Source organism: uncultured Gilvimarinus sp., assembly GCF_963975215.1.
GTDB lineage: Bacteria > Pseudomonadota > Gammaproteobacteria > Pseudomonadales > Cellvibrionaceae > Gilvimarinus.
In genome coordinates, this window is the sequence record NZ_CAXBFW010000009.1 from 115,528 (window position 1) to 133,719 (window position 18,192).

General features: G+C 53.1%; 15 protein-coding genes and 1 other RNA gene. 7 read left to right on the plus strand and 9 right to left on the minus strand.

The genetic code is table 11. The features are described from left to right. Nucleotides 1–46: 46 nt before the first annotated feature. The 5 genes from AAC019_RS08610 to AAC019_RS08630 all read right to left on the minus strand — a co-directional run bounded on the left by AAC019_RS08610 (nt 47) and on the right by AAC019_RS08630 (nt 3,912). Nucleotides 47–1,234 carry a DUF418 domain-containing protein gene (locus AAC019_RS08610; protein WP_339898333.1) on the minus strand — a complete coding sequence of 396 codons (1,188 nt, stop codon included), beginning with the start codon at nt 1,232–1,234 and terminating at the stop codon, nt 47–49. A gap of 228 nt (nt 1,235–1,462) precedes the next feature. After that, the gene (locus AAC019_RS08615) at nt 1,463–1,828 is read right to left on the minus strand and encodes a hypothetical protein (RefSeq protein ID WP_339898336.1); all 366 of its coding nucleotides are present in this window, start codon (nt 1,826–1,828) and stop codon (nt 1,463–1,465) included. A 29-nt stretch (nt 1,829–1,857) separates the two neighbouring features. Next, the gene (locus AAC019_RS08620) at nt 1,858–2,766 is read right to left on the minus strand and encodes a nucleotidyl transferase AbiEii/AbiGii toxin family protein (protein WP_339898338.1); all 909 of its coding nucleotides are present in this window, start codon (nt 2,764–2,766) and stop codon (nt 1,858–1,860) included. A 22-nt stretch (nt 2,767–2,788) separates the two neighbouring features. Continuing rightward, entirely contained in the window at nt 2,789–3,388 is a 600-nt protein-coding gene (locus AAC019_RS08625) for a type IV toxin-antitoxin system AbiEi family antitoxin domain-containing protein (RefSeq protein ID WP_339898340.1), read from the minus strand. 242 nt (nt 3,389–3,630) lie between these two features. After that, nucleotides 3,631–3,912, minus strand: coding sequence for a peptidylprolyl isomerase (locus AAC019_RS08630; RefSeq protein WP_339898342.1), 282 nt, complete (start codon nt 3,910–3,912; stop codon nt 3,631–3,633). A gap of 607 nt (nt 3,913–4,519) precedes the next feature. Here AAC019_RS08630 and AAC019_RS08635 point away from each other — a divergent pair. Together AAC019_RS08635 and AAC019_RS08640 are read left to right on the plus strand one after the other, a co-directional pair. Next, nucleotides 4,520–4,810, plus strand: a complete 291-nt coding sequence (locus AAC019_RS08635; RefSeq protein ID WP_339898344.1) for a nucleotidyltransferase family protein — start codon at nt 4,520–4,522, stop codon at nt 4,808–4,810. Beyond that, nucleotides 4,803–5,144, plus strand: a complete 342-nt coding sequence (locus tag AAC019_RS08640) for a DUF86 domain-containing protein (RefSeq protein WP_339898346.1) — start codon at nt 4,803–4,805, stop codon at nt 5,142–5,144. Before AAC019_RS08635 ends, AAC019_RS08640 begins: the two co-directional genes overlap by 8 nt. 418 nt (nt 5,145–5,562) lie before the next feature. On the opposite strand, the gene ssrA is transcribed toward AAC019_RS08640, so the two are convergent. Continuing rightward, nucleotides 5,563–5,953: a transfer-messenger RNA gene (gene ssrA, locus AAC019_RS08645) on the minus strand. A gap of 203 nt (nt 5,954–6,156) precedes the next feature. Beyond that, nucleotides 6,157–6,756 (minus strand): hypothetical protein, encoded by a 600-nt coding sequence (locus tag AAC019_RS08650; RefSeq protein WP_339898347.1) that lies wholly within the window; start codon nt 6,754–6,756, stop codon nt 6,157–6,159. A 327-nt stretch (nt 6,757–7,083) separates the two neighbouring features. On the opposite strand from AAC019_RS08650, the gene AAC019_RS08655 reads away from it, so the two are divergent. Further along, the gene (locus tag AAC019_RS08655; RefSeq protein WP_339898349.1) at nt 7,084–9,873 is read left to right on the plus strand and encodes a TonB-dependent receptor; all 2,790 of its coding nucleotides are present in this window, start codon (nt 7,084–7,086) and stop codon (nt 9,871–9,873) included. 108 nt (nt 9,874–9,981) lie between these two features. Further along, complete coding sequence (locus AAC019_RS08660; protein WP_339898351.1) at nt 9,982–11,490, plus strand: tryptophan halogenase family protein; 1,509 nt, start codon at nt 9,982–9,984, stop codon at nt 11,488–11,490. Between the two features lie 69 nt (nt 11,491–11,559). Here the strand turns inward: AAC019_RS08660 and AAC019_RS08665 are convergent, their stop codons facing one another. Continuing rightward, the gene (locus AAC019_RS08665; protein ID WP_339898353.1) at nt 11,560–13,812 is read right to left on the minus strand and encodes an alpha-amylase family glycosyl hydrolase; all 2,253 of its coding nucleotides are present in this window, start codon (nt 13,810–13,812) and stop codon (nt 11,560–11,562) included. Between the two features lie 835 nt (nt 13,813–14,647). Between AAC019_RS08665 and AAC019_RS08670 the strand changes: the two genes are divergently transcribed. The 3 genes from AAC019_RS08670 (at nt 14,648) to AAC019_RS08680 (ending at nt 17,463) form a co-directional block, all read left to right on the plus strand. Beyond that, nucleotides 14,648–15,499: a methyltransferase gene (locus AAC019_RS08670; protein ID WP_339898355.1), complete on the plus strand. Its 852-nt coding sequence runs from the start codon at nt 14,648–14,650 to the stop codon at nt 15,497–15,499. Between the two features lie 298 nt (nt 15,500–15,797). After that, on the plus strand, nt 15,798–16,817 hold the full coding sequence (locus AAC019_RS08675; protein WP_339898357.1) for an alpha/beta hydrolase: 1,020 nt from the start codon (nt 15,798–15,800) through the stop codon (nt 16,815–16,817). Between the two features lie 85 nt (nt 16,818–16,902). Next, on the plus strand, nt 16,903–17,463 hold the full coding sequence (locus AAC019_RS08680; RefSeq protein WP_339898359.1) for a sugar O-acetyltransferase: 561 nt from the start codon (nt 16,903–16,905) through the stop codon (nt 17,461–17,463). Between the two features lie 73 nt (nt 17,464–17,536). Here the strand turns inward: AAC019_RS08680 and AAC019_RS08685 are convergent, their stop codons facing one another. Next, on the minus strand, nt 17,537–18,151 hold the full coding sequence (locus AAC019_RS08685) for an outer membrane beta-barrel protein (protein ID WP_339898360.1): 615 nt from the start codon (nt 18,149–18,151) through the stop codon (nt 17,537–17,539). Between the last annotated feature and the right edge of the window lie 41 nt (nt 18,152–18,192).

The window sequence follows — 18,192 nt, forward strand, 5'->3', positions numbered from 1 at the left end:
GCCACTGCGCCATATTGCTGTTGCGCCCCCAGTCGCCCGGCGATCATTAACTGTTGCCCGCACTCCGTTCAACCTTCAGCGGCATCTGCCTACAGTAGGTGCAACAACGCCACGCCCATTCCAAGGGACCATAGCGATAGCGCGACAGCCACCAGGCACTGATTTTAATTTGCAGGTATATGATGACCAGGGCAATCAGCAGGGTTTGCCACTCGCGCAGGCTGCTCAAAAGCCCCAGGCCCCAACCATAGAAAATAAATGTGCCTATCAGGGTTTGCAGCAAATAATTGCTTAAGGCCATGCGGCCATAGGGCGCAAGGCCGTTCAGTTTACCATCGGGCTTTTTCAGGTAGATCCACAAAAAGGTGCATATCAAAGTTACGGTAAGCGCAATGCCCAGCAGATCGTACGCGGTCATGCCCAGTAAGAAACGCCAGCTGGTCATATCGAGCGGTTGCGGCAGGGTGACGAAAATGCCAATGGTAAGCAGTAGGAACACCAGCGCGACGCCAATGGAGTAGAAGAACGTCTTCTTAACGCTGGCTAAGCGGTTGGCGATATCACCCACGATACCGCTGCGCACCAGCCAGATACCGACCAGGAAATAGGCCAGCGTCAAGTACCCGCGACCACCCACAGCCACCTGAAAGTCGAATTTGGTAGCCAGCCCCTGCGTCAGGTTGAGGGCGAACACATCCAGTAGAGAGCCGGTTTTAAGCGTTTGAATATAATCGGCGACAACGGGGGATTCGGGCGTCCAGGCAAAGGGTAGGAGCGTGTCTGCGCCGGTGAGAAGGAAGAAGGCGGCGCGCCCGAATCCGGCAAACAATACCAGGGCAATCACCCAGAGCACCTTGTCCGGCAAACGGTAAAACAGCGGGAGGCTGAGGCCAATCACGGCATACACCGTGAGAATATCGCCGCGATAAAAGAGCGTATGCACCAGCCCTATGGCGAACAACAGGGTTAACCGCCAAAGAAAACGGCCACTGAAGGCCTGACCGCGCTTTTCGGCATTGACCATCATGATGGCGAAGCTGATACCAAACAGCAGCGAAAAGATGGAAAAGAACTTACCGCTGATCAATAAAAAACCCACGGCCTGTATCGCTTGGTCAAATATAGTGGGTTCTATCCCCCAGGCATCACCCTGAGGGCGGGGGGCGGCGATAAACTGCTCGAGCATGTGCGCGATGGTAATACCCGCCAAGGCGAAACCGCGCAGGGCGTCCACCGCATGAATGCGCGAGGTGTTAATTGGGCTGTACATGGCGTTTCCCTACCGTTGTTTTCCCATATGACGCTCTGCAACCGATAATAGTTGCATGACCTCAGGAGTCTTTATCAAATCCTCTGGATTATCCAAAATTTTAGCGGTTTGATTAGCCGTTTTGGTAACCGGGTCAAATCTTGACTTAACCTATTTTGGGTCAATACGGTTGATTTTTTTAAGGCCGCCTTTCTAGGAGTTAACTCCTTGGTTCTGCTTGTGATATTGCATAAATAGCTCAAGCAACGCCGGCCGACTGAGGATTTTCTTTCGCCAGGTGTGGGCATCCGCCATAGTGAACTCGTAGCATTTATGCTCGGTGATGACTAAACGCTCACTTTCGCTGGTGGGCGGCCACTGCTCTGGAAGAGTCTCGGCAACAACGGCGGTAATGTCGGCTAACTGGGCCTCAAAATGAAAGTCGCCGCTCACATCGTCAAAATATAGACGTCTGTCGGTCAGAATTAACAAGCCACACCGAATTCCCTTGTCGGTGCGGTAGGTCGCTTTCGAGGCAAAATGTAGCCTGTCGTCACTGCCTAGTTGAAATCTCAGCATAGAATTCCCTCACGTATTATTCACGCTGTTTAATCCGTTTCATCTTGCTGCCAGGGGCCGCCCGCTTTCCAATGTACAGCGAACTTTTGTTCGCTGTTGACAGCTGGCATCAAAAAATCAGCGAGAAAACTAACTACGTCTTTTAGTGGCAGCGCGTCGAGCGCATTTTTACGAAGAAAGGCTTGCCACTGAATCTGTTTTTGAGCGTCGTTCGAGAAATCCACCGTTAACCCCAAAGGTGGCCCCACGGGTAGGCTTGAGTTGCGGCGGGAAAAAGTAGCGTTGATCGCTTGGCTAAGCGTTTTTCCTTCAAAGTCCGTATTGCTTGCCAGAATCCAGAGGTCGAAATAGTCTTTCATCCGGCTGTTTGTCATGCCCAGTTTTGACAGTGCCTCGAACTTTTCCGCTACAACAGTGTAACGTGGGTATGTTTTAAGCCTCGGGGCGTCAAGGTCTTTCAATATCGTGGGGTAATCTTCTTCTTGGGGTCCAGGTGTGACGGCGTCTCCGAACCCAACGTCGGCCTGTACCTTGCTGCGCGCCCCATCCAGCGTCGCCATCAGCGTAATGCGTATGCCTGAATAACTGGCGTCTTTTCGTATTTCTTCAGCCCGGACGGTATCAGGTGCGAACTCGACGCCATCGCTTACCCAAATGCTGCAAATTTTCTTAAAGATCTTTTTCAGGCTAGGTATATCAGACGTGCCAAAACCGAGCAGGTCAATATCGCGCGTCGGCCTGTGTGGTATGTCAAACCAAAGATCAAATAGCAGGGCACCTTTCAAAAGAAACTGGTGTGCATGATCGGAAACGCTGATTCGGTATAGTAGGCGCTCAAGGCAGAATCGGGTAAGGACAAGATTAAAATCCTGGTTAGATTTTCGCGCGTGAGTCAGCAGGCGGGCTCGTATTGACGCTGCTTTATTTTGTTTGGTCATGGTTGACTTCCCTGTAGCTTTGTCATGAAAGAGTCTCCATGTAAGGGCGCATGACATTTGCGACTCGGAACATGCTGGCGCAGCGCCAAAGCTCATCCATGCTGACGAGCTTACTGTCCCAAGCTTCGCGCAGGGCTTCAAGCGCGACATCCAGTCCGATCTTATTGCGAAATTTGAAGCAATCGACCACGGTCCGAGTGACATTGGTTACTTGCACCTCGACTCCGTCAAGCAGCTGCTTTTCAACACCTTCGGTTAGGGCTTTGCCAGAGAATCGCATGATACGCAGTGGCGGATAACTCATTTTGGGGGCTCGCCCTTTGTGGGGTATGGCAAGCCAAATTTCAAAGGGCGATTGGGTGGTCAGGTTGTGTACTCGCAGAGCGGATAGTAGACAAACGATACCTTGTGGGCATTTGCTGGTGGCCTCTATCAGTGAGCTATGTTCCGAGATGTTTCTGCTTTTGGGGGCATAAAGTCCGCGCTCTATACGAATTAGCATTCCCTCCCGAACCATTCTGGTTAGGGCGACACGGGGCAACCCCAGCGCTGAGATATCGCGAGAGCGGATAATCCCTTTTGACTGGGCTATTTCTAGGATTTTCTGTTTGGCTGTGTCCATAAGGACAATAATGTTCCATTTTGTCGGCAAATGTCAATGTATGCCGACAAAGTGGAACATGAGGGGAATGGTTCGAGTTCCGGGGACAGTTTTCGTAATTCAAATCAGCACGCTTGCTGAATCTTCAACGTGTAATTTTTTGGTTTCGATTGGTTAAGGTGGCACTTTTAATTGCTACGAAGCCTGGATTCCCCCACGCCCGATTTGGATAACGGGGCGGTCGTGGGGGTTTTTAGTCCCGGCTAGTCCTGACGCTCAGTCACTTCCAGCAGGTGATAACCAAACTGGGTTTTGACCGGGCCCTGAACTTCGTTGACCGGTGCACTGAATACCACTTTGTCGAACTCGGCGACCATTTGGCCGGGGCCGAAGGTACCCAGATCACCGCCGTTGCGGCCTGAAGGGCAGCTTGAATGATCTTGCGCCAATTTGGCGAAATCTTCGCCAGCTTCGATTTTGGCTTTCAGTTCGTTACAGGTGGCTTCGTCGTTGACCAGGATGTGACGTGCAGCGGCTTGAGGCATAATCGTGTCTCTTTTCTATGGGGTTTAAAGAAGCGCGTACAATAATCGGTATTGGGGTTTAGATCCAGTTTGGAATGGGTGTTTATTGTTGGCCGACGGCTCCATGGATGCAGGAGGTATAGTCGCGCAGGAGTCGTTGCTGAGGCGGGGGGCGTGTACTTGGGGCCTCACTAGGCTGCCTTCTTTGCAGCTGCGGGGCATTCACCTTGTCCCTGGCCCCAATCCTTCGGGCGCATTCGCGGTACAACATGTTTGACCGCCAAGGACGGCGGGAATGCAGATATTGCAGGAGCAAATATCTGCCCGGCATTTTGTGGTCGCTCTTGCGCCCTTCGGGGCCTGCCCACTAGCGTAGCTAGTGGTCGTTCGGCGACGCAAAATGCGGCGCATTTTAAACACTTGCCTCACCCTGCGCCCGCGACATTAGTGCGTCCATGCACGTCAACCACCCTACGGGGGTGCTTTTAACTCTCCCCGCCGAAAAAGAAAAAGGCCCCACTCTTTTCGGGGTGGGGCCTTTTTGCTTTTTGGTGGAGGCGGGGGGAGTTGAACCCCCGTCCGATTCAAAATACTATATTCGCAGTCAACCAACGGATGATGTCGCGTTATGAATCGCACTACAGCGTTAAATCTACTCAAATCGTGTAAGACTGAGCTGCAAAGCCAGTTCGGTGTGACGGAGCTTTATCTGTTTGGCTCTACCGCTCGCGATAGTGCTAGAGAGAGTAGTGATATCGATATTCTCGTTAATTTTGATGGCCCGGCGACTTCAAAGCGCTATTTTGGAGTGCAGTTTTATTTGGAGGATCTACTCGGTTGTTCGATTGATCTTGTGACACAAAAAGCACTCCGCCCAGAGCTCCGCCCGTATATCGAGCAAGAGCGTATTCATGTCTAATCGTGAATGGGGCTTTTATTTAACCGACATGATCGGTTTTGCTGAAAAAGCATTGGAATATACCAGTGGCCTGAATCAAGCGCAGTTTATTCGCAGTTCTATTACTTACGACGCGACCCTGCGTAATATCGAGCTTATCGGTGAGGCGGCCACCCACATACCTGATGATGTTCGGGTCGCTTACCCTGATATTCCCTGGCGCATGATCATAGCGACCCGTAATCGTTTAATTCATGGTTATCTTGGCATTGATGACGATACTGTTTGGAGTATTGTGCAAGACGAGTTGCCACCTTTGATCGAAAAGCTTTCCAGTTTGGCTGATGTCGACTGATTAGCGTGGTCTGGATTGCCGGTGTTCTGCTGTTTCGGGCCTAACCGGTAAGGCGGGGCAGGTTCTACTCGCACCACAAACAAAAAAGGCTGCGGGGGAGTGCATGGCGCACGTCCGTGTGCGCCCAGCCCAGGCAGCCTTCTCTGCCGCTTCGCGCCATTCACCTTGATCCTTCGGGCAGCCTGGTCGGCTGTGCACCAGTTGATCGGGAATCAACTGGCACGGCGAAGCCGCCGCTAGGTGGGCGCCAAGGACGGTGGCCATATATATGGCTATCCTGCCATTTTGTGACCGAAAATTGCTCCATGCATTTTCAGCATTTCCGCCGTCCGTGGCGGTCAACCCCCTACGGGGGTGTCTTTACCTTCCCCGCAACCAATAAAAAACCCCCAGATCTCTCGATCTGAGGGTTGTTTATTGGTGGAGGCGGGGGGAGTTGAACCCCCGTCCGCCGGCACTCCGCTCGCGGCTCTACATGCTTAGTTTCCGTTAATTGATTTAACTCATCTGCGACCCAACGGGCAGGGTGCAGCGAGCGAGTTCGCTTTAGATTTCACAGTGTTGCCACGATCAAAACAACACAGCTATCCAGTTCTGTATGACAGTCTGTAACGCGGTACTGGCACCTTGTCATAGACCGCTAACGGCGTACCGTTAGAAGTGCTTCATCAACCGCTTACGCGGCTAATTGGGCACCGTAGTTGTCGTCATTGGCAACTAATAAATTGCAGCTTTGGATTAACGTGATTCGCTACCATCACGACATGCACCTTGAGTTTTGCCACCGGCGTCGAATCCAAGTCGCCCCCAAATTTGGGTGCTGAGCTTGTCAGCAAAACCGTACCCTTGTGACAGGCTGATGACAGCCAAGTTCCAAAGGCCGGCTATTGTAGGGCCGAGGGGGCTTGGATACAAGGGGTTAGAATGGTCTGACGGCAGATGTCTGAAGTCTGACGCAAAACGCGTCCGACATCAGACATCAGACATCCGACAGCTCTTTGATCTTTTACGATCAAAGAGCTTCTAAATCCAGCGCCTCGCCGTAGGCTTTTAGGTCGTCTAGGGTGGCGCCGCCGTTGGCTTTAAGGGTGAACATGGCATTGTTGTCGATGATCATGATTAGCTCTGGGTAGTCTTTGTCGCCGTTGTAGATGGCTTTTTGGCCCTGAACTTTGACGAGTTTGCCGCCGTTCATGGTGATCATAGAGGGGTTGTTGATCATACCCATCATCGATTGCAGCATGGGTGAGTCCATAACCAGCTCGATGCTGACATCGGCGTCGCCTTTATAGTACTCGCGGTTGGCGGAAATGCCGGCGCCCATCATGCCGCCGGACGATTCACTCTCGACCTCACTGGCCTCCCAGCCGCCTAGCGCGTTGGGAAACACGACTTTAATCGATTCGGCTTTTTGCTGGCGGATTAGGCCCGAGGCGTAATCCAGCTGGCTGGACGCTGTTGACAGGTCGCCACTTTTGTAAGCGCTTAGGCCCTCGTCGACGGCATCAGTTACCTCATCGGCGTAAAGGCTGCTGCTGGCGAGCGACAGGGCAATAGCCGCAAGTGCGGGGCTAAGGAAGGCGCGAGGGGTATGGGTTAATGATAATTTCATGGGTGAGGCTCCGTCTCTGAATTGGGGCGGATATTATCGCCAGAGTTGTTTTGGTAATTCAAGGTTATTACGCGGTTGGCGGTTAGGCCTGTGACGTGATTGCACTATTGTTAGGTTATTACATACGTATTCATAAGGTATATCGCGCGGCAATGGTTTTGAATACGTATGCAGTCAATTGCGCAAGTACAGGCGCTGGCACTAACCTCAATAACAGCTCATGACAAAAACTCAGTGGCTAAAAACTGAGGGTTTGTCAGCCATCTGTGAGGTTGTTACCCCGATGGTGCTGAGACCGATAATAATAGACCTAGATAGGATTGCATCATGAAACAAGCCAAGAAGTTGTTGCTGCCCTCAGCCATTAGCTGTGTTATTGCAGGTTTTGCTGCCCCTGCTGCCTTTGCCCAAACAGACGTTGCCGAGCCCGCCCTGGAAGAAGTGGTGGTAACCGGTATTCGCGCCAGTTTGATTAACTCTATGGCGATTAAAGAGGACGCCAGCTCGATTGTAGAGGCGATCTCGCCAGAGGATATCGGCAAGCTGCCTGACACCAGTATTGCCGAGTCGTTGGCCCGCTTGCCTGGGCTTGCCGGTGAGCGCCGCGATGGCCGCACCAGCGGGATCTCGGTGCGTGGTTTTAACGAGAACTACGTGGCCACCACCATGAACGGCCGCGAGCTGTTGGGCATTGGTGACAACCGCGGGGTTGAGTACGATTTGTACCCCTCCGAGATTGTTGCGGGGGCGGTAGTGTACAAAACCCCCGATGCCAGCCTGATTAACCAGGGCCTGGGCGGCATTGTTGATTTACGTACCCGCCGCCCGCTAGAGAGCGACCGTATTATCAGTTTTAACGGCAGCTACGAGATGAACGAGCTGGAATCTGGTAACCCTGACTTTGATGATACCGGCCACCGACTGGCACTGACTTACTCTGACACCTTTGCCGATGACACCTTTGGTTTGGCCGTTACCGTGGCCACCATGGAGTCGCCCAGTCAGGAAGAGCAAGTGCGTGCGTGGGGTTATGCCGATGCGCCGGATGGCTCTAAAGTCCTGGGCGGCCACGATACCTTTGTCCGCTCGGCATTAATGGAGCGGGATACGATTTCAGCGGTGGGCCAGTACGCGCCAAATGATCGCTTAACCTTGACGGTTGATGCGCTTTATATCGATTTTGAAGAGACCAAGGTCTTCCGTGGTTTGGAAGAGGGCGGCCCGGTTTGGGGCGGCGCCAACTGGAGTGCGACCTCTATTGAAGATGGTTTGGTTACGTCTGGTGTATTTGACGGCTTTCACAGCGTAATCCGTAACGACGGCGAAGTGAAAGACGGCGATTTGTCGACGTTGGGCTTTAACCTAGAGTACATGCTAGGCAACGACTGGACCTTGACCTTTGATGCCGCGCACAGCGAGTCAACCAAAGATGTAATTAACATGGAGAGCTACTCGGGTGTGGGCCGTGCAGGCACTGCAACTCAGGGCGACCCGGCGGCGCGCACGTGGGTGATGGACCCATCGACCGGGGTGCAATACAGCGCGCACCCAAGCATATCGATGCCCGACTACAGCGACCCGGATATGATCCGTTTGGCGGGCCCGCAAGCCTGGGGCGGCGCAATTGCCCCTCTGGTGGGTGGCAACAGCAACGCGCAGGATGGCTTTGTTAACAACCCATCGTTTGAAGAAGAGCTGGATACTTTACGTTTAAGCGCTGAGGGCGAACTCGATTTCTCAGTTATCGATAGCGTAGAAGTGGGGGTGGCTTACTCGGACCGCAGCAAATCTAAAGTTAACTATGGCGCCTTTTTGGTGGCCCCGGGTTACGATGATTCACTGCCAGCTGAGCAGCAAACCGACATTGCGGTACCTGAGCAGTACATCGAAGGCACCGCTAACCTCGACTTTTTAGGTTTAGGCGGCATGCTGGCCTACGACGGTATCGGCATGTACCGCGACGGTTTGTATCGCGAAATCGATGCGACCCAAGCCGAAACTGCCCGTTTGGGGGATACCTATAGTGTGAATGAAGAGGTGTTTACCGCGTACGGTTTAGCCAATTTTAGCGCCGGTATTATGAGCGGTAATGTGGGTTTACAGGTAGTCAGCACCGATCAAAGCTCTACCGGTTTTGATACCTACACCGGTGCCGATGGCACTGTTGTGGCTACACCGGTAACCGGCGGCACTGATTACACCAAAGTGTTGCCAAGCTTAAACACCAGTTTTCAAATTACCGACAACCAAGTGGTGCGGTTTGCCGCGGCTAAAACCATGTCACGGGCCCGTATGGACGACATGAAGCCCAATAACACCATTGGCTTTAACTTTGACGAGCAGCGCCGTTTAAGCTCGGACCCGGAGTTTAGCGCCTGGAGTGGCTCGTCGGGTAACCCTGACCTGATGCCGATTGAAGCCAACCAAGCTGACTTGTCGTATGAGTACTACTTTGCCGACGACGGTTATGTTGCCGCGGCTTACTTTTACAAAGATCTGCAAAATTGGCACTTAAGCACCAGTGAACTGACTGATTTTACCCCTTACATCGTGCCCGGTTACCACGATGCCGATATCTCTGCGCTGGCCTCTACTCAGGGTTATACCGAGTCGATGGTAGAAGCGGGTGACGGTTACGTAAAAGGTACTGAGCTGCAGGGTAGCTTGCCGTTCCACATCTTTAGCGACTGGTTGGATGGTTTTGGCGTAATCGCCAGCGCCACCTTCCTCGATGGCCAAATTGAGTACGAGGGCGTCGAGTCGGATATTCCGGGGCTGTCGGATGAGATTTATCAGGTTACTGTTTTCTACGAGAAAAACGGCTTCGAGTTCCGCGTGAGCGGCCGCAAGCGCGACCAGTACCTGACCGAGTTTTACGGCACCAGCTTAGCGCTAACGCCCACCACTGACCAAGGTGCGGAGCTGATTGATGCGCAAATTGGCTTTGACTTTGGCGCGGCGGGTATCGAATCACTGGACGGTTTAACCCTAACCTTGCAGGGGCAAAACTTAACCGACGAAGAGACGATCTCGGCCGCCGAAGACGACCCACGCCAGGTAAACAAGTACCAGCACTTTGGTGCTAACTACCTGCTTGGGGTTAACTACAAGTTTTAAAGCACGTTTCGCTTTATTGCCGGCTTAGGGTGAACAATTAGCCGGTCCGCTTTAGCCTCTGCTACCTTTTGGTAGCAGAGGCTTTTTTATGTTGGCTAATAAAAGGTAATGAGTGTGGTGAAACGCAATGTGGTGATTGCCGGTGGTGGCAGTGCCGGCTGGATGGCGGCGGCCATGCTATCTCGCTTACTGGGGGCGCAGTTCTCGATTACGCTGATAGAATCCAGCGAGATTGCTACCGTGGGGGTGGGCGAGGCCACCATTCCTCCGATCAGAACCTTTAACCAAGTGCTGGGTATCAATGAGGCGGACTTTTTGCGCGCGACCGGTGGCACCATTAAGTTAGCCATTGAGTTTAATGGTTGGGGCAGCCCGGCAAGCAACTACCTGCACGCCTTTGGCGGCATTGGCCGCGAGCAAGGCTTTGCCAGCTTTTACCACTATTGGCACCGAGCCCGTGCCGAGGGGCTAACCGATAACCGCGAGGATGATTTTTGGCAGTACTCGCTGAATGCGCATGCCGCGCGCGCCGGCCGATTTACACCGCTTGAGCAAATACCCAATACCCCTTTGCCGGGGCTGCAGTACGCTTACCATTTTGATGCGGGCCGTTACGCGCAGCTGTTAAAACGTTATTGCCAAACCGCGGGCGTACACCACATGGACGCGACCATTGACCGGGTAATGCTGGATGCCGACTCGGGCGATATTAACGCTCTGCAGCTAACCAGTGGGCAGCAGCTTGCCGGCGATTTTTTTATTGACTGCACCGGCGCGCGTTCATTGCTTTTGGGCAAGGCGTTAGGCGTGGGGTTTACCGATTACGCCGAGTGGCTGCCCTGCAACCGCGCTATTGCGCTGCCAAGTGAGCGATTGAACGTGGTGCCGCCCTACACGCGGGCCACCGCGCACGGCGCGGGTTGGAGCTGGCAAATACCCTTAACGCACCGCACCGGCAACGGTATTGTGTACAGCGCCCAAAACCTAAGCGATGACGAAGCGCTAAACACCTTACAACAACAGTTAACCGGGCCCGCGGTGGCCGAGCCTAACCTTATTCGGTTTAAGGTCGGGCGGCGAGTAAAGCAGTGGCATAAAAACTGTGTCGCGCTGGGGTTGGCCAGTGGTTTTTTAGAGCCGTTAGAGTCTACCAGTTTGCACTTAGTGCAAAGCGCTGTAACACGGCTGGTGAAAATGTTCCCGGCGCCTACCTGTTACGCCAGCCAAGCCGAGGCGTTTAACCGGCACGCGCAAACCGAGTTTGAATCGGTTCGCGATTTTATTATTTTGCATTACCATCTAAACGGCCGCCAAGAGCCTATGTGGCGCGATTGCCAGCGCATGGCAATACCACAAGCGTTAGCGCAACGCATTGCATTGTTTAAAGCGAGCGGGCAAGTGCATACCGCGGCTGATGAGCTGTTTACTGAGCCCGCCTGGCAACAGGTGATGTTAGGGCAGGGCGTACGGCCCGAGTCGTATCACACCTTGGCCGATGGCTTAAGCCAGCAACAGCTGGGGGATTTTATGGTGCACTTAAAAACTATTTATGCCCGCACGGTAAAACAACTGCCAGAGCACGAAGCGTATTTGGCTACACTTAACACGCACTTGTAGTTTTGCGCTTACCTGCATAAAAAAACGCCGAACATGTCGGCGTTTTTTGGGGTGATAATGCGTTAGGGTTTATTGGGCGCTGTACTGCAGGTTGTTGTCGTTTGCTTGCACGGTAAACGTGCCCGCTCGATTATCGATAATATCGTTGCCGTTGCTATCGAGCACCCCGTCGCTGTTGTTATCGCCAAAGTTGTTGCTCCAGTCGCAGTGGCGATCAAACTTGTAACGCTGATTGGCCGAGCCATCAAGCGTGATAGTGCCGCTCCAGGTGTTATCGGCGGTTAAGCTTAGTGCCGTGCAGCCCCAGTTGTTAAACGTGCCGCGCACGTACAGCGTATCCCAGTTGCTGCTAAAGTCTGTGGTTATGGGATTGATGCTGTAGCTTAGGGTGGCATCGTTGACTTGCACGCGATACTCACCGGTCACGTTGGTGGTAATGTCGGCACCCACGCTGTCGAGCTGCTGATCGGCATTGTTGTCACCATAGTTTTGGCTCCAATCGCCGGTTACATCAAACTTAAAACGCTGGTTGGCCTGGCCGTCGAACTGCACGTCGAGTTGCCAGAGGTTGTCGTCCACCAAATTCATGGGGCTGGTGGCCCAGCCGTTGGGCGTACCGCGAAAATACAACGTATTAAAGTTGCTGACTAGACCGTCATTGCCTACCTCGATACTCACCTCGCGGGTATCGCTGGCGCCGTCGTCGTCAGTGACCGTTAAGCTAAACGCAGCGGTACCGGCATTGCTGAGCGTGGGAGTAATGTTTGAGCTCGTTGCCCCGGTGCTCCATAGGTAGCTGACAATGCTGCCATCGGTATCGTACGAGTTGGTGCCGTCCAGGGTAATTTGGCTGCCGACACTGGAGGTGGTGGGCGCGCCCTCAATGACGGCTACCGGTGCCTGGTTACTTACCCCTGGCAGGGCGCCACCGTGAATGGCTGAGGCGGACTCGGGGCCCACGTTAAAGTTGGCAAAGCCGTTGCCGTCTACGCTAATGATGGTGCCGCTGCACTCGTTATCGCCGCGCAAAATATCGCAGTAATCGCCCGCGGGCATACCCGTGTAGAGGGTTTCGGTTACGGTGCCTTGGCCGTTATTGATCACCACAAAGCCTTTATCGCCACGGCCAAATGCAATGGCGTTGTCGTTAATGACGGTTTTGTTATCCACGCTCCAGGCATCGGCGGTGTAGTTTCTAAAGCCCACCATATTGGCGATGTTACCCCAGCGGTGCTGGCATACCCAGCCATTGGCGTCGCAGCCGCCGGGCGCTGGTGGGCCCATGTCGGTGCCGGCGGTGGTCGAGTCGTCAAACTCAAAGCCGGACATCACTTTGGGGTAACCGTAGGGGTAGGCCAGCATAAACACGTTGGCTAAATTGTACTTAGCGCCGTCCTGGTAAAATAAGTTACCGCTGCCGCCGTGGCCGCGCTCGCGATCGTGGTTGTCGATAAACACCAGTGCGTCAGAAGATGGCAGTAGCCCCCAGCTGGGGCCTAAATCCAGCAGGTGTTTGATCTGGCCGTTAAAGTTACCCGCCACCGCTGGGCCATAGGCAAACTCGGTGACTAACCCCATATGGGTATAGTTGGGCGGCTGAATTTCGGGGGCCTCTCCACCGGCGCCAATGACCTCTAAGAATACCCAGGGGTTGCCGGCCGCCTGTAAAAAACCGGCAATGTCGGAAGGGGGCATATGTTTTGCCGCATCGATGCGAAAGCCGTCCACGCCCATGTTGCTAAGCCGCTGCAGGTAAGCGCCTATGGTGGTGCGCACGTGATTAAGGCTGTGGTCTAAGTCGGGCATACCGCTTAAGTCGCAGCTCCATACCGAGTTGGCATCGGTGTAGTCAGTGGCGCAGCCTGGGTGAAAGTCCTGAGTGCTAAATTCGGGGTAATCCCGCGGTGCCCACCAGGTGCCGTCAATGCCGTAGTTTCCCTCTACCAGATGGTTGGCCATTTGATTGACGACGATATCGGCGTAAATTTTTACTCCGGCGTTGTGGCAGCGGTTGATCATGCTTTGCAGTTCGGCCTCGGTGCCGCTGCGGCTGGCCAGGTTTTGGTAGGTGATGGGCTGATAGCGCGTCCACCACTGCTGGCCTTTAACGTGCTCCGTTGGCGGTGAGATTTGTACTGCATCAAAGCCTTTGGGGCCTAAAAAGGTTTCGCACTCCTCGGCGATATCGTTCCAGCTCCATTCAAATAAGTGCACAAACGCGGTGCCTGCCTGCGATGAGTGCGCCGCGAGCATCAGGGCTGCGCCGCCCAGTAGGCGTTTAATAGGTGTTTTACATTTTTGGGGCATAGATTTGGCTTGCATGTGTAACTCCCAGTTTGTTTATTAATATATAGGGGTACCTCTGGGCACGACTAAATGGTTTGTCGTGCCGTGCCGCACGTTGTTATAAGTGAAAGGCGACACTGCCAGACAACATAGGTAGGGGCGGCGCCCGGGCCAAGATGTATACGTATGCAGGTGCCGTGAATACGTATGTAACCCGCTTATGTTGAATCAGGTGCAAGGTGTTTATTCGCTGTTTGCCGTGGCTCTTAGCTGGGGCTCACGCGGGGAGCCGACTAACATGGCGCTATAGTCACCTTTGGCAGGGCTTTATTGTTGGTTTTGAGGCTTATGGGGAGGCAAAAGCAAGGCAGTGACAAACCTGATTGAACCGCGGTCAGGCTTTGCCGGGTTTAGTGTGCCGGCACATTGGTAGGATAGCGCCTTTAGCGTTTAAGCGCTGCGCAAACCGTGACCCGCGCAGTACGCGGTAAATAGCAGCACATTGCTCAGTGGATGTGGTAGCTTGGTAACCTAGCAGGTTGTTGAAAAACCCCTTACGTACTCAGGCTTTCAGGCTGGTTCGTAATCTAGGCGCCATTTTGAAGGTGTGTGTCCACCCATCGAAACGTGGCAACGACGAGTACGGGCCAGCCTGAAAGTCCCGTAGGGCGTGGTCTAAAGCGCACATCTGCCGCGCCTTGTCTCTAGCAAAGGGAACCACCCTGTCCGTCGAGATAAGGCACAGCAGCTGCACGCTTCAGGCCGCGCTGAGCATGCAAGGGGTCTTACAACAGCCTGCTAGGCTTTGTACCCAATAATTGTGGCAGCAAAGAACTTTTTGACTCAATAAAAAATGACAACGGAGCGGATCATGGCCAATAAAAGCGGCTTTATCGTTAAGATGTTACAGGCTGGAGTGTTTGCCGGCGCGCTGGTAGGCGCGAGCGTGGCAATGGCTCATGGCACTGATAATGACAAATTAAATGAAGCGTTACACCAGGAGTACCGTGGCGATGCCGCCGCGCGGGATGAGTATCGTCACCCGGCTGAAACGCTTACCTTTTTTGGCATCGAGCCGGACATGACCGTGGTCGAGATCTGGCCCGGCGGTGGCTGGTACACCGATATTCTGGCCGCGTATTTGCGCGATTCTGGGACTTTTTACGCCGCCCACTTTGACCCGGATACGGAGGTTGCCTACTTTAAACGCTCGCGCGAGGCCTACGGTAAAAAAATGGCGGCTCACCCCGAGCGCTACGATCAGGTAAAACTGTCGGTGTTTAATCCGCCCGAGCAGTACGATATTGCCCCCGTGGGCAGTGCCGATGCGGTACTGACCTTTCGCAATGCGCACAACTGGTACATGAATGGCGGCGGCGAAAAACGCTTGCTGGCGGCATTCTCGGCGTTTCATCGGGCGCTTAAGCCCGGTGGTGTACTGGGGGTGGTGGATCACCGTTTGCCCGAAGACCGCGATGTGAGTGAGCAAGAAGGCAGCGGTTACATCAAGCAAAGTGTGATTGAGCGCGTGGCCAAACAGGCCGGATTTGAGCTGGCGGCAAGCAGCGATATTAACGCTAACCCTAAAGACACCGCCGATCACGAAAAAGGTGTTTGGACTTTGCCCCCCTCGTACCGTTTGGGCGATACCGACCGCGCTAAGTATGAAGCCATTGGCGAGAGCGACCGCATGACCTTAAAGTTTGTTAAGCCTGCTAAGTAGGCACACCCGGTAATACTCAGAATAACAAAAACGGAGCCCACCCAGGCTCCGTTTTTTGTGGTGGCTTATTAAACTGTGCAAAATAGTCGGCAAGCGAACGCAGTTAGCGGCTAAGGGGCGGCAGAATGGTGCTATTAAATAGTGGCACGCGGGCTTTGGTCTTGGGTTATTTGTGCGAATGCGTTTGTTGAACTGGTCGACCGGCTTCCCGGTGGGTAAAAATGGTTCGCCGTTTTACTTTGGTGTCGGTGAAGCCATTTAGCTTCAGCGACAAAAATTAACGATTTAAGAGGTTTTTATGAGGTTGTTGCAAAGCTTTAATGCCAGTGTTGTCGTTGCCTGTTTGTTAGGTTGCAGTTTTTTGGCCACAGCCAGCGCCGCACCAGAGAGTGAATCGGCGATCAGTTTTGATGCCCGCTTAACGCAGTATCAATACCCCTATCCGGTGCGCCAGTATGCCTTTGACTCTCAGCGCCAATCCTTAGAAATGGCCTATATGCACCTGCCCGGCAAAAAGTCGAAGCCCACGGTGCTTTTGCTGCACGGCAAAAATTTTGCCGCCGACTACTGGCAAAATACGGCTGAGCTGTTACAGGAAAAAGGCTATGGTGTGTTAATGCCTGATCAGATTGGTTTTGGTAAATCGTCCAAGCCGCCGCATTATCAGTACTCGTTTGAGGCGTTAGCGGCCAATACCCATGCGCTCACACAAGAGCTGGGCCTGGATCAGCTGGTGGTGATGGGGCACTCTATGGGAGGCATGTTGGCCACGCGTTATGCACTCAGTTACCCCACCCAAGTGACGCAGTTGGTGTTGGTAAACCCCGTGGGGCTGGAGGATTACTTGCAGTATGTGGAATACAAAGACCCCAACTTCTTTTATCAAAGTGAGCTTGATAAAAGCATTGAGGGTGTTATCGCGTATCAAAAGAAAAACTACTACGACGGTAAGTGGAGCGATCAGTACGAAGCACTTACCACGATTCATAAAGGTTGGCTTAACGGCCCCGATTGGGCGCAAGTAGCCTGGAATAACGCCTTAACCTACGATTTAATATTTACCGGCGCGGTGGTTAATGAGTTTGCTAAATTATCGATGCCAACCCATCTTATTATCGGCACACGCGATACCACCGGCCCTGGGCGGGGTTGGAAGAAGCCGGGCGTTACCCGCACTTTGGGGCAGTACGATAAGCTGGGCAAACAAGCGGCCGAGGTGATTCCCGATGCCACGCTGCATGAGCTGGATGATGTTGGTCATATGCCACAGTTTGAGGCGTTTGAGCGTTATCGTGCGATTTTGCATGAGATATTTTAGCCCCGAGGTTAGAGTCCATGACAACTTAGAACCCAGTTGCTGCTAAAATAAACAATGCGCGTTCAGCCTGAATATGGATAGTATTATGAGTGAATTAGATAAAATGATCGCCGGTCAAGAATACTGGATTAATGACCCGGAGTTAACCGAAATTCGGTTTAAAACCCGCGATCTGGTGGATGATTTTAATGCATTAAAAGCCCGCGATGGGGCCGGCAAAGCCAGCATTCAGCAGCAGATTTTTGCCAGCGTGGGCGACGAGGTCCACATAGAAAGGCCCATGCGTGTCGACTATGGCATTAATACTAAAATTGGCAGCAACGTGTTTATTAATTTTAACTTTGTGTTGCTCGATTGTTGCCCCGTGAGCATTGGCAGCAATGTTTTTATTGCACCAAATGTACAGGTTTATGCGGCGAGCCACCCAATGGATTTAGACAAACGGAAAACTCACATCGGCGTGGCCGGCCCTATTACCATTGGCAATGATGTATGGATTGGCGGTGGTTGTATTATTTTACCGGGTGTCACCATTGGCGACGGTTGCACGATTGGTGCGGGCAGCGTGGTAAACAAAAGCATTCCTGCCAACAGTGTTGCGTTTGGCAACCCCTGTAAGGTGCATAGGCAAAACCAACCCGGTTAGCGGGTTGTGCCGTTCACCATAAAAAAGGCCCGCGTTATCGGCGGGCCTTTTTTATGGTGTGACGAATACAGGTTTAATACATAAAGCCGAATTCAACCGATAGCGTACCAAAGGTTGGGTCGTCCAGGGCATTGTCGATGTCTACCCAGCGCTCGTAGTAGCCGGCGCGGATAAAGTGCTGTTTACTGATATCAAAGCGAACCCCGGCGCCGATCCCGTAAGAGAACGAGTCGTCGCCATAAGTGGGCTGATAGTAGTCACAGATATAACCCCACCAGGGATCCCACCAGCACACGCTGCTCGGGGGGCCGGCTGCGATATTGCTGTCTACCGCGGTCCAGCCGATGTTAGCGTTGACAAACGGTGTCAGCGGGCCATCTAAAAAGTAGTAATCACCCATTAAATTGGCGGTAAAAGAGTCAAATACCCCGCCTACGGTTTCGACGGTATTATTGCCATCGTCGAGTACGCGCTGGGCATCGTAGCTGGTGGAGTTCCAGCTAAAGCTGCCGCGCAAATTTAACTTATCGGAGTAGTTGTAGCCGGCGGTGAAGCCAAAACCGACATCGGAGTTTACTTTAACGTTGGCGCCACCGTCGAAGTCGATGGTCTCTTGGTACAGGTATGGCACCTGCAGTGAAAATTCGTATTTATTGCCGCGATCGGCGGATGCCGCGGTAGTGTTCATAATTCTGTGTCGTTTCTTTATCATTAGCAAAAAAAGAGATG